14 protein-coding genes are annotated in these 12748 nt (G+C 25.6%); 11 read left to right on the plus strand and 3 right to left on the minus strand.

Translation table 4 applies throughout. The annotated features are described in order from the left end of the window. Nucleotides 1–4: 4 nt before the first annotated feature. A complete protein-coding gene (rbsK, locus tag STABA_RS01410; RefSeq protein ID WP_156005781.1) occupies nucleotides 5–931 on the plus strand; it encodes a ribokinase in 927 nt (308 codons plus the stop codon). Here rbsK and STABA_RS01415 read toward each other — a convergent pair. Further along, nucleotides 928–1752 (minus strand): MurR/RpiR family transcriptional regulator, encoded by an 825-nt coding sequence (locus tag STABA_RS01415; protein WP_156005783.1) that lies wholly within the window; start codon nucleotides 1750–1752, stop codon nucleotides 928–930. The genes rbsK and STABA_RS01415 overlap by 4 nt on opposite strands. Nucleotides 1753–1810: 58 nt before the next feature. Between STABA_RS01415 and STABA_RS01420 the strand changes: the two genes are divergently transcribed. The 5 genes from STABA_RS01420 (at nucleotide 1811) to proS (ending at nucleotide 5286) form a co-directional block, all read left to right on the plus strand. Then, complete coding sequence (locus STABA_RS01420) at nucleotides 1811–2494, plus strand: ribulose-phosphate 3-epimerase (RefSeq protein ID WP_156005785.1); 684 nt, start codon at nucleotides 1811–1813, stop codon at nucleotides 2492–2494. An 11-nt stretch (nucleotides 2495–2505) separates the two neighbouring features. Then, entirely contained in the window at nucleotides 2506–2979 is a 474-nt protein-coding gene (gene deoC / locus STABA_RS01425) for a deoxyribose-phosphate aldolase (RefSeq protein WP_246157337.1), read from the plus strand. 30 nt (nucleotides 2980–3009) lie between these two features. Beyond that, nucleotides 3010–3168: a hypothetical protein gene (locus STABA_RS05925; protein WP_246157339.1), complete on the plus strand. Its 159-nt coding sequence runs from the start codon at nucleotides 3010–3012 to the stop codon at nucleotides 3166–3168. A 104-nt stretch (nucleotides 3169–3272) separates the two neighbouring features. After that, nucleotides 3273–3860 (plus strand): hypothetical protein, encoded by a 588-nt coding sequence (locus tag STABA_RS01430; RefSeq protein WP_156005787.1) that lies wholly within the window; start codon nucleotides 3273–3275, stop codon nucleotides 3858–3860. A gap of 1 nt (nucleotide 3861) precedes the next feature. After that, nucleotides 3862–5286, plus strand: a complete 1425-nt coding sequence (gene proS, locus STABA_RS01435; protein ID WP_156005789.1) for a proline--tRNA ligase — start codon at nucleotides 3862–3864, stop codon at nucleotides 5284–5286. Nucleotides 5287–5328: 42 nt separating this feature from the next. On the opposite strand, the gene STABA_RS01440 is transcribed toward proS, so the two are convergent. Next, complete coding sequence (locus tag STABA_RS01440; RefSeq protein ID WP_156005791.1) at nucleotides 5329–6429, minus strand: Fic family protein; 1101 nt, start codon at nucleotides 6427–6429, stop codon at nucleotides 5329–5331. 173 nt (nucleotides 6430–6602) lie between these two features. Here STABA_RS01440 and STABA_RS01445 point away from each other — a divergent pair, with 173 nt between their 5' ends. Beyond that, entirely contained in the window at nucleotides 6603–7139 is a 537-nt protein-coding gene (locus tag STABA_RS01445; RefSeq protein WP_156005793.1) for a DUF402 domain-containing protein, read from the plus strand. 28 nt (nucleotides 7140–7167) lie between these two features. Here STABA_RS01445 and STABA_RS01450 read toward each other — a convergent pair whose 3' ends face one another. Continuing rightward, nucleotides 7168–8022, minus strand: coding sequence for an ROK family protein (locus STABA_RS01450; RefSeq protein ID WP_156005795.1), 855 nt, complete (start codon nucleotides 8020–8022; stop codon nucleotides 7168–7170). Between the two features lie 125 nt (nucleotides 8023–8147). On the opposite strand from STABA_RS01450, the gene lepA reads away from it, so the two are divergent. The 4 genes from lepA to STABA_RS01470 all read left to right on the plus strand — a co-directional run bounded on the left by lepA (nucleotide 8148) and on the right by STABA_RS01470 (nucleotide 12730). Continuing rightward, on the plus strand, nucleotides 8148–9950 hold the full coding sequence (gene lepA, locus STABA_RS01455; protein WP_156005797.1) for a translation elongation factor 4: 1803 nt from the start codon (nucleotides 8148–8150) through the stop codon (nucleotides 9948–9950). A 65-nt stretch (nucleotides 9951–10015) separates the two neighbouring features. After that, a complete protein-coding gene (locus STABA_RS01460) occupies nucleotides 10016–10942 on the plus strand; it encodes a hypothetical protein (protein ID WP_156005799.1) in 927 nt (308 codons plus the stop codon). Between the two features lie 80 nt (nucleotides 10943–11022). Then, a complete protein-coding gene (locus STABA_RS01465; protein ID WP_156005801.1) occupies nucleotides 11023–12012 on the plus strand; it encodes a hypothetical protein in 990 nt (329 codons plus the stop codon). Nucleotides 12013–12061: 49 nt separating this feature from the next. Beyond that, complete coding sequence (locus STABA_RS01470; RefSeq protein WP_156005803.1) at nucleotides 12062–12730, plus strand: M48 family metallopeptidase; 669 nt, start codon at nucleotides 12062–12064, stop codon at nucleotides 12728–12730. Nucleotides 12731–12748 lie beyond the last annotated feature (18 nt).

Raw genomic sequence — 12748 nt, forward strand, 5'->3', positions numbered from 1 at the left:
AAAAATGAAAAAAATAATTACAACCGGTTCTATTGGAGTTGACTATGTATTTTTAGTTGATAAACTTCCTAATAAAGGTCAATCAATAATTTCTAAAAAATTTGAAGTTTTTTGTGGAGGTAAAGGTGCTAATCAAGCTGTATCACTTGGAAAACTCGGAGCAAGTGTTAAAATGATTGGTCATGTTGGTAATGATGAAAATGGAAATATCTCAATTAAAAATTTAATGGATAATTCAATTGATACAAAATATGTAAAAAAAGTATCTAATTATACAACTCAAATAGCTAATATAGTTGTTGATGATAACGGAGATAACTTGTTAATTGTAGATGTAGGAGCTAACTTCTCTTTTACTAGAGAAGAAGTAGAAGATTACAAACACTTAATTGATGAAGCAGATATTGTACTAACACAATTAGAAACATCAATTGAGTTTATTGAAGAGTTTTTAAAATATGCAAAAGAAAAAAATAAAATAGTTATTTTAAATCCAGGGCCTGCAAAATTAATTTCAAAAGATTTAATTCAATGTTGTGATTTTATAACTCCAAATGAAACAGAATTATGTATTCTTTTGAATAAAGAATACACAGAAGATTTTGAAACTTTAAAAAAATATGCTTTCGAGTTACAAGATATATCTCAAAAAAATGTAATTGTAACTCTTGGAATAAATGGATCAATGTGAATAAATGAAAAAAAAGAGTTTAAAAAATATGAAGCATATAAAATAAAAGCGGTTGATGCAACCGCTGCAGGTGATACATTTATGGGGGGATTTACAACTTATCTTGCAATGAATAAAAACATTGATGAATGCATAAGATATGCAACAGCAGCTAGTGCTTTAGCGGTAACTAAATTAGGAGCGCAATCTTCTATACCATCTAAAAAAGAAGTTGAAGAGTTTATTAAAAAAAATAATTAACTATTATTTCAATCTTTTAAAATTAAATTAGATTTTTCAAGAGTTTCAAAAGCATTCTTATCAGTATTTAAAATTAAGTTAAATAATAAATTTGATATGAACATTTGTCCACTACTTGAACTAATTGAGGGAAATCTTAAAGTCTCATTCTTATGATAAGAATGATAAAGTTTAAAATTAGCTTTTTGTAAATTAGCATTATTAACTTCAATACTATTAGTAGAAGTTATTCAAACTACTTTAATATTATTATTTATAGCATATTTTGCAACTTCATTAGCTTCTTTAGTAAGACCGCTAGAACAAAAAATTATAATTACTGAATTTTCTGATTCAACAAAACTTAAATTAGTAATACATCCATGAACAGATTCGTAAACAGTGTTATTAATACCAACTTTTTGCAAATTTCTTGACAAAAATAATGCCGATAAATATGAAGCTTCAACTCCAAAAAAAACAACACTTTTAGAAGCAATAATAACATCTGCAACTTGTTTAAGTTGCTCATGATCTACAATGTTTTTACTTTCAAGTATTGAATAAATTTCAAAGCTTGAAACATTATGTGTAATATTCTGACTGCTGTTTGGAGGATAAATTTTAGTCAATTCATTAGTTTTAGTTTTTAGAGAATAATCAATTTGCATTGCCTTTAAAGATGCATACTCTAACTTTTTAATCAATCTAATTAAAGTTGCTTCACCCACATTATATTTGATAGATAAATTTTTCAAATTATTAGAAATAAAATATTCAATATCTTTATCTATTTGATCTATAACGTATTGTTCGCTATCAGTTAATTTTAAACTTTTCATAATTAGTAACCTCTAAAAGTATATATAAATTATTATAATATAAAAAGGAAATAAAAAAATGAATAAAAAAATAGTAGCAGTTAGTATCTATGTTTTCAATTTCTTAGAAATTGGAAAAAAACTAGAGCAACTAACAAATTCAGGAGTAAATTGAATTCACTTAGATATAATGGATGGAATTTTTGTAAATAATTATGCTTTGTGTCAAAAATTTTGTTCAGATATTAGAGAAAAATATAAGGATATTAAAATAGATATCCACATGATGTGTGTTGAAAGTTATAAATATATTGATTCTTTTTCTAAAGCCGGAGCAAATTACTTTAACTTTCACTATGAATCGATAACAGATAAAAGCCCCCAACATATAAATGAAATAATTCAAAAAATAAAAAACTCGGGTATGAAACCTATTATGGCTTTAAACCCTGAAACAAGTGTAAATCAAATTGAAAAGTACCTATCTTTATTAGATGGAATAATGTGTATGAATATTTTGCCAGGGTTTAATGGTCAAAAATTAATTCCTGAATCTTATGAAAAAATAAAAAATTTGAAAGACATTAGAGAGAAAAAAAGTTTAAATTATTTTATAATGACAGATGGTGGAGCTAGAGAAGATACATATTCTCAAATATGTGAAAGTGGTGCAGATGTTATTGTTGTAGGTGCTTTTGTAAATGTTGAAGAAAATAAAATAAAAGAACAAGTTGATAAAATTCAGAAATTTAAAAATAAATAAAAGAGGTAAGTATGAAAATAAACAAATATATTGACTCTACATTATTAAAACCTGAGGCAACTAAAGAAGATGTAATAGAATTTTGCAAAGAAGCTATTGAAAACGATTTTGCAGCAGTTTGTTTACATGTATCTAGAATAAAACTTGCAAAAGAAATGCTGAAAAATAGCAATATTGAAATTTCAGGAACTGTTGGTTTTCCGTTTGGAAACACAAGCGTAGAAGTAAAAATATTAGAAGCAAAAGAAAGTATAAAAATGGGTGCAACTGAGATTGATTTTGTAATAAATATTGGTTATGTCAAAGATCATAATTGAGAATTGGTCTTAAATGAACTAAAAGAAATCAAAAAAGCAATCCCTAATAATATAGTTAAAGTTATTTTAGAAAATTGTTTGTTAACTAATGAAGAAATTGTGAAATGTTGTAAATTAGCATGTGAAGCGAAAATAGATTATGTGAAAACATCAACAGGTTATTCATAATATGGAGCTAAAATAGAAGATGTTAGGTTAATGAAAAAAATTGTAGGAAATGATTGCAAAATCAAAGCTGCTGGTGGAATTAAAACATTGGACGAAGCAATTATATTTATTGAAGCAGGTGTTGATAGAATAGGAACTAGTTCAGGATATAACTTAATTAATAATTTAAAATCAAATTCAAGCTATTAAGAAAATTAATACTAAAAAAACTTTCTTTTATGAAAGTTTTTTTAGTATTATATTTATTAGAAAGAAATATGCAGTAATGGCATTAATTTTATAAAGGGGATAATATGGCTAAAAATAAAAATAATATAGATCTTAAAGAAGAACAACCAAAAAAAGGATTTTTAAAAAAAATGTTTGTAGGAAAAGCTGAACAAAAAAAAGTACTACAAATTATTAAGACTAAGAAAAACCAAAATTTATATTTTTATACAGATGTAAACAATATCTTATTAATTTTAGAAAATGGTATTAGATTAGTAAAAGATCAAAAATTAAACAAAGGTGAAGAATATGTTGTTTGAACATATTTAGAAAACAATAACTCAATTGGATTAGAGTTTGATTCTTCTACTAGAGCTCATTTTTGAAAATGAGCTAGTGAAGCAAAAGTTGATGTTGAAAAAATCTCTGTTATTGGAATAAATCCAGTAAATCTTGCAAAAATATGTAAAAAAGATTGAGCATTAGATAATGCCGGAAACATTGTTTATGTATATGAAACAATACCAGTTGATGCTATTGATTTTATCATGATAAAAGATAAGGCAAATTTAAAACGCATTGAAACATATGTTAATGCAAATGATATAAATATTGATGTTTTTTATGGAGAAACTGGAAATATAAATAAAAAAGAAAAAGAGGTTAAATAAAATGGCTCAAAAAATAGAAAAAATAACTTCAAGAGAGGATGATTTTTCGCAATGATATACAGATGTAGTTAAAAATGCAGGTTTAGCAGATTATGGTTCAGTTAAAGGTACAATGATTTTTAAACCTTATGGATATGCAATTTGGGAAAATATTGTTGCTATTACTGACAAAATGTTTAAAGAACAAAATGTACAAAATGTTTATTTTCCATTATTAATTCCAAAAAATTTATTTAGTAAAGAAAAAGAACATATTGAAGGATTTGCACCTGAATTAGCAACAGTTACAAAAGTTGGTGATAAAGATTTATCAGAAGAACTATACATTAGACCAACAAGTGAAGTATTAATTTGTACTCATTTTGCAAAAGAAGTTAAATCCTATCGTGACCTTCCTTTGATTTATAATCAATGAACTAATGTAATGCGCTGAGAAAAAACCACAAGACCTTTTTTAAGAACTAGTGAATTTTTATGGCAAGAAGGTCATACTGTTCATGCAAGTGAACAAGAAGCAAAAAATATGACGTTAACTATGTTTGATGTTTACAAAAAATTAGCAAATGATTATTTATTATTACCAGTTATAAGTGGTAGAAAAACTGAAAAAGAGAAGTTTTCAGGTGCAAAAGAAACTTATTCAATTGAAGCTTTGATGTATGATGGTCAAGCTCTTCAATCGGGAACAAGTCATTATTTTGGAACAAACTTTGCTGAAGCTTTTAATATTAAGTTTCAAAATAAAGATCAAAAAGAAGAGTTTGCGTACTCTACTAGTTGAGGAGTTTCAACAAGATTAATAGGAGCTATTATTATGACTCATTCAGATGATCAAGGTCTAGTTTTACCTTCAAAAATTGCACCAATTCAAATTCAAATTATTAATATTAACGAATCTGAAGAAGTAGAAAAAACCTCAAACCAATTATTCAATAGTTTAAAAGATAGTTACAGAGTTTTTATTGATAAAACTGATAAATCATTTGGTTTTAAAATAAGTGAGGCTGAAATTAAAGGTATTCCAATTAGAATAGAAATTGGTCCAAGAGATTTAACCAATAATGTAGTAACGATATCTAGAAGAGATACAAGAACAAAAGAGCAAGTAAGTATAGATAAGGTAGTTGAATATGTTGAAAAACAAATTCAAGATTATGATAAAAATATTTATAATATTGCATTAAAAAATTTAAAAAATAAAACATATGAAGCAAATACAATTGATGAATATGAATCAATTTTGAATAAAAACCAAGGTTTAGTATTAGTTCCATTTTGCGGTGATATCAATTGTGAAAATCAAGTTAAAGAAAGAACTCAAACAAATTCAAGATGTATTCCTGATATTGACGAAAAAATAGAAGCAAAATGCTTTAATTGTGAAAAACAAGCGAAATATAGAGTTTATTTTGCAAGAGCATATTAAAAAATATAAACTGTTCACATTAGTAAAATAGTTTATGTTTTTTTATCATTTTTTTCCAACAATAATATCAACAATTTTTTTGAATTCATAGTGTTTACTATCTGCAACTTTTTTTACTTCACATTGTTCTAATAAAATATTAAAAATACCAACAAAAGTTGCATCATCGATATCATCAAACTTTGGTTTACACTTGAAATAAACTCTTGAAAAAGTAAAAATTGGATATTTAGAGATATATTCAAATATAGTTTTTTTAAGTTCTCTATACCTTGGATTTTCTTCTTTGATTATTTCATTTCTAATTCTTACAATAAGCTTAATCGCTTCGCTAAAAGTTTTTATATTAGATTCAAGTTGATAAACAAGTAAATCTAAAAAAAAATCTATTCATTTTTGAAAATCACAACTATTATCAAGTTTTGCTAACTCTTGATAATATGTAAATTGGTCTTTTAAAATACCTTTTGAAATGTAAAAATAAGGTTTAGTTGATAAGTCATATTTGTTAATTATTAGATTAAATAAGATTCTTCCAGTTCTTCCATTACCATCAGTAAAAGGATGAATTTTTTCAAAATAAGCATGAGCAATCGCGCCTTTTACAAGAGCTTCTAAAACTTTATTGCATCCTTCAAAACCTTTATTATCATTTAATCAATTGACAAAGTCATTCATATAAATTGGAACGTCTTGTGGTTTTGGTGGGTAATAGTTTGCTATTTTTACTTGTTTAATTCTTCACATTCCTGGAATTGCATTAATTGCATGAACAGACATCATATTTTGAAATAAATCACGATGAATATTTAAGATTAACTCTTCAGTAAAAAGTTTATTGTTTTTTATTGCTAAGTTAGCATTTTTTAAAGCATTTACATAATTTGATATTTTTTTACTTGTGGGAGTATCTTGTGCAAGAAGTTCAACATCATTTGTATCCAATCCTTCAATCATATTTGAATGCCTAGCTTCATATTTCAATAATTGCATAGATAAAAACTGAGTATCAAAAGGTGAATTATCCAAGTATCTATTATAATTTATAAATAACTCAACTATTTTATCAACCTTTTTTTGAAATTCTAAAGGTTTAAATTTAACATCATATATTTTATATAGTTCTTTTCTAATATCTTCCATATAAGTCAATACTTTCTTTACTAATTATATCAAAATAAAAATTAGGTAAATTTAATACAATAAACATATTTTATAAAAAAATTAAAAAGCAAATTTTAAAGTTATAATAATTTTGTAGAGATATCAAAAAATAAATATTTAATATTGCAAATTAAAGAAGGGGGGGGATTTACATGGAAAATGTAAAACCTGGGGATAAACTTCTTGTTCATGCATATAAACATAACGGAAATTTATATAGATCATGAGATAGCGGAATTGTATTAGAATCTAGTGAAAAACACTTAATATTAATAAATCAAGAGGTTTTAATAACAGAAGTAACAGGAAGAAAATGAAAGACTAATGAACCTGCAATTTGATTTTTCTTCAAGGATTATTGATTTAATGTTATATGTATGTTTAAAGATAGTGGGATAAATTATTATTGTAATTTAGCATCACCTTTTATAGTAGAATCAGAAACTATTAAATATATTGATTATGATTTAGATATAAAAGTTTTTAATGATGGAAGCTATAAAATACTTGATTTAAAAGAGTTTAATAGAAATAGAATATCTTTAAAATACACAAGAAATATTATCGAAACTGTATGAGAAAGTATTGATAAATTGAAAAAAATGATTAAAGAAAAAAAAGACTTTTTTGATCATGACTATGTAACAAAATTGTGAGAATGATATTTACAAAGTGGTTTTGCAAAATAAAAAGTTGAATTTAAATTCAACTTTTTATTTATTGATGTGCACATCCTAGTAAAGTTGCATTAGTAATATCTTTTGCAAATTCACAAGGTGTTACAAATGATATATCTTTTGTAACAACAGCTATACGTTTAAATATCTTTTGAAAAAACTCTTTATTATTTAATGCTACACTACCTCCAACAACAAGGATTTCAGGGTTTAAGAAATATATTCCTGTTGAAAAAAATTGTACAAGCTTATCTTCTAATTCTTTAAAATACTGATTTATAATTTCGTTGCTATTTGTATTGTATAGATCAAATGCTTCTTTAGCGCTATTTACTTCAACTCCACGTTTCTTTAATTGTCTTGGTATATTGGAACCACTTCCAAAAAACTCTATTCCAGATTTAACTTCATCGCCTTGTGAAAGATCTGGAATTGCATTTGCAATCTCACAAGCAGTTGTAGAATATCCATTTAAAATTTTATTATCAATTACAAAACCAGCCCCAACTCCAGTTGAAATTGTAACAAATAAAACAGATGATTTGTTAAACACTAATGCTTGGCCTAATGCTGCAATATTTGCATCATTGTTAAAAGCAATCGGTACATCAAAATCTTTTTTAAACATATCTAAAACATTCATATTTGATCATCCAGGTAAATTATGAGTATTTAAAATCATTCCTCTTTTTAGATCTAATGGACCTGGAATGCATAATCCTATTCCTTCTAATTTATCACTTTCACTTGCTTTTTTAATATACTCTTTAATAATGTTGTAAGTTGTTCAAGGATTTTTTACATCTGTTTCAAAAATTTTTAAATCCTTAATTTCAGATCCAAAAACTTTTGCTATTCTTGTAGAAGTTCCTCCAATATCGATCGCTATTTTCATTTATATCTCCTTTTTTTTTATACAACTATATATTAAATTATTTTTAAACTTATTTAAATAAAATATTATTTCAAGTAAAATCAATTTATGCAAAAATGAAAAATTAATATTTATGGAGGTCTATTATGGACAAATCAAAAATAAGAAACTTTAGTATAATTGCCCATATTGACCATGGAAAATCTACTTTAGCAGATCGAATTTTAGAATTGACAGGAAGTGTTGATAAAAGAGAAATGCAAGCGCAATTACTTGATTCAATGGATATAGAAAGAGAACGTGGGATTACAATCAAATTAAACTCAGTTCAATTAAAATATAAATCAAAAGATGGAAATGAATATATTTTTCATTTAATTGATACTCCAGGTCATGTTGACTTTACTTATGAAGTTTCAAGAAGTTTAGCAGCATGTGAAGGAGCTTTACTTGTAGTTGATGCAAGCCAAGGAATAGAAGCGCAAACATTAGCAAATGTTTATTTAGCATTAGATAATAACTTAGAAATAATTCCTGTTATTAACAAAATAGATCTTCCAGCAGCTGATGTTGAAAGAGTAAAAGAAGAAATTGAAAACGTCATAGGAATTGATTGTAGTAATGCACCAATGATTAGTGCTAAAACTGGTTTAAACGTTGAAGATGTTTTAGAAGCAATAGTAAAATATATCCCTTATCCTCTTGATGCAGATGATAGTAAACCGTTAAAAGCTTTAATATTTGATTCTTATTATGATAAATATCGTGGAGTAATGGCTTCAATTAGAATTGTTGAAGGAAGTGTTGAAGTTGGCCAACAAATCAAAATGATGCAATCTGGAGCTACTTATGAAGTAACAGAAGTTGGTGTAAAAACTCCTTTTGAAGTTAAAAAAAATAAACTTGAAGCAGGAGAAGTTGGTTGATTAAGCGCATCAATCAAGACAGTTAGAGATGTACAAGTTGGAGACACAATCACAACTAAAGAAAATGGAGCAACAGAACCATTACATGGTTATAAAAAATTAAACCCAATGGTATATTGTGGTATTTATCCAGTTGATACTGCCAAATATAAAGATTTAAAAGAATCACTTGAAAAAATAAGTTTAAGTGATGCTAGTTTAGTTTATGAACCAGAAAGTTCACAGTCATTAGGGTTTGGTTTTAGATGTGGATTTTTAGGTTTATTGCATATGGATGTAATTCAAGAAAGACTTGAAAGAGAATATGATTTAACTTTAATCGCAACAGCTCCTTCTGTTGTTTATAAAGTGAATATGACAAATAATGAAACTATTGAAATTGATAATCCTGCTTTTTTACCAGAACCTCAAAAAATTAATACAATTGAAGAACCTTATGTAAAAGTTTCGATTATGACTCCAGATCAATATCTTGGAGATTTAATGGGATTATGTCAAGACAAACGTGGAAATTACATTAATATTGATTATATTGATGATACTAGAAGAAATTTAGTTTATGAAATGCCTTTAAATGAAATAGTTTTTGATTTTTTTAATAAATTAAAATCAATATCAAAAGGTTATGCTTCATTTGATTATGAGTTAATCGGATATAAAGTATCAAAATTAGTTAAAATGGATATTTTATTAAATGGAGATGTTGTTGATGCTTTATCAACAATTGTGCATAAAGATTTTGCTTATCATCGGGGAAAAGTATTAACAGAAAAATTAAAAGAAATAATACCAAGACAAAACTTTGAAGTACCAGTTCAAGCTGCAATTGGATCAAAAATTATAGCAAGAGAAACTATAAAAGCTATGAGAAAAAATGTTTTAGCAAAATGTTATGGTGGAGATATTTCTCGTAAGAAAAAGTTATTAGAAAAACAAAAAGAAGGTAAAAAAAGAATGAAAGCAATTGGTTCTGTAGAAGTTCCTCAAGAAGCCTTTATTGCTGTGTTAAAATTAGATGATTAATTTGACTATAAGTGTTGTTATTTAAATATATTAAATATATAATAATGAAAAGTAGAGGTATGAGTATGAAAGCTGTAAGAAATTGAAGATTTGTTATTTTTTTATTTATTGATTTAATGGCTATACTAGTTATGCCTTTTTTAGTTATTGCAAAAATAGACACTGGTTGAGTAGTTAGTTACACTATTCATAATTTACAAACGCTAGATATTTTAAATATAATGTTTGCATTACTTTATTTAACTTTTTCAATTGTTGCAAATTGTACAAAAGATAAAGTAATGAAAGTTTTTGGTGGAATTAATGTAGTTGCATCATTAATATTTATTTTAATAATTGGTATGTATTGTTTTGCTGATTTAACATCAAATTCATCAAGAATTATGTTTGGAATTATGCTTATGATATTTGTTGCAGTTGACATTATTTTAACAATACTTTCTACAGCAGTTAACTTACAAGCAACAACAATTATTCAACAAGTTGGAAATGGAGCATATGCAAATAGTGATATATCATCTGTACCAATGCCGATGATTAATAATGTTGAAATTCAAGATTCTACTGCTTTAAAAGCAAGAATTCACCAAATGCAAGGTGGGTTGAGCAAAAGTTATGATGAAGCAATTGATGAAATTGAAAAAACTGGATATTTAAACGGTATAAAAGTCGGTTTAGATTTAAATGATAGTGATGATGCTGTTAAAATTAAACCATTATCTATTGAAGAAGCAAGAGCACAAAATATTGTTCCTCAAGAAGTATTGCAACCAAAAAAAGAAAATAACTCATTTTATGAAACAGAACAAATTAATACTGTTCAACAATTTCAAAATGCTAAAAATGACTTCTTAGACGAAGATCCATTAGCATCAATTTATAATAATGAAGATTATGATAGTATTAGTTCTACATCATTATCTAGAAAAGATAGTGGATTAGCAGGTGGATTTAAATATTTAGCTAAAAAAAGAGATGATAGTTCTCATTAGTTATAGAATGTAGAATTTAGTTATATACTAAATTCTTTTTTTATAAAAATGATAAAATCATAAAGTTAGAGGGTGAAATAATGCTTAATGCTATAAAAGAAAAGAAAGAAAAAACACCAAAAGAGAGTTTTAAAACAAGATTTTCAAAAAAATTTAAAAAGTTTAAAGATGATATTAAATTAAAAACTAAGGAACAATTATCAGCTGCCAGAGCAACAAGTAGATTTTTTTTAATATTAGTATTAATTTTTAGAATTGCAATTATATTTTTTTGAATTATAGCACCAATTATGATGACCCTAGCATTCGCTTATGATCCTGGAACTAGAAACTTAGTTTGATATATTTGCGCAACAGTTGTTCATCCAAAAATGCTTAACGGAGAAGTTCTCTTTACTGTTGATATTGCATATGTTAATAATGTTATAAATATTGCTGCACCAATCATTTGATTTGCTTCGTTCTTATTAATTTTTTTATGTGTAGTTTTACCATTCTTTTATACAAGAAAATGAGCAGGAAAAGCATTTTTTGCTTTTAATTTATTTTTTTGACCATTATTTTTTTTAGGTATTGATTATGCAATTTACTTTTTAAAATCAAGATTCCCAATGGGACCAGATATAGATATCAATGGTCCTCAATATCCTTTAAGAATTTCATATCTTGCACTTAATGAAACTTATACTTTTAAAAGTCCTTGAAATATCGTTTATCAAATTACATGATGTTTTTTACTTCTAGTAGGAGTATTTGTTTCTGTTGAAGCAGGATTAATTAAAAGTTATAAACTTGATTATGATGATTTATATTCACAACCAAAAGTTGGTCAATCACTTGTTGATAATGTAATTGAAGGAAGACTTGAGTTTGGAGAAATTAAAAGTGAAGATTTAAATACTGAAATTAAAAACTTACGCAAAGATTTAATCGATGAAGATAGACAAAGAAGAATTGATAGACTAGAAAAAATAGCAGAAGAAAGAAAAGCAAGAAAATTAGCAAAGAAAAATAAATATTCTAAAAATAAAAGTAGTGAAAAAATAAAAAAGAAAAACCTGAAAAAGTAAAAAAGGAAAAAGATAACAAGTAGATTTGTTAATTTAAGAGAAGGTAATTATGTTGAAACTAAAAAAGACACTAAGCTATAAAACGCAACCGATTGAGTACGATTTAATTTTAAGAGATCAAAAATATATAAGACTTAAAATTGTTGACACAAAACTTTCAGTGTCTGCACCTTTGAGTATTCAAGATTGAGAAATTGAACATTTTATTTATAAGAATATAGCAAAAATTCAAAAAGTAATAGATTTTAAAGAAAAGAATAAAAAAGTTGAAGTTGCAAATCCTGGATTCGTAAAAATTTTTGACAAAAAAATTGAAACATTTTTTAGACTTCAACCAAATGAAAATCAAAAAAATACTTACAAATTATATGAGTCATTAGAATTAACAATAAAACATATGTATAAAAAAATGTCTATTGAATATTACAATATATTTGTACAAAGAATAAGTTATTGAAAACAAGTAATGAATTTAGATTTTAAAAATTTGTCAGTAAAAGAAATGAAAGGAAAATGAGGAATTTGTTATCCTGAAAAATCAAAAATCGTTTTAAATATCAGATTAATTCATTATCCTCTTGATGCATTAGATTATGTTATTGTGCATGAGTTAACCCACTTAGTTCATAAAAATCATTCTAAAAATTTCTGATACTATGTTCAAAATTACTTACCAAATTATAAAAAAGCTAGTGATTTATTAAAAGTAGTAATTTAGATATAATAAAAGTATAAT

Origin of the sequence: Spiroplasma tabanidicola (genome assembly GCF_009730595.1) — a bacterium.
Lineage (GTDB): Bacteria > Bacillota_I > Bacilli_A > Mycoplasmatales > Mycoplasmataceae > Spiroplasma_A > Spiroplasma_A tabanidicola.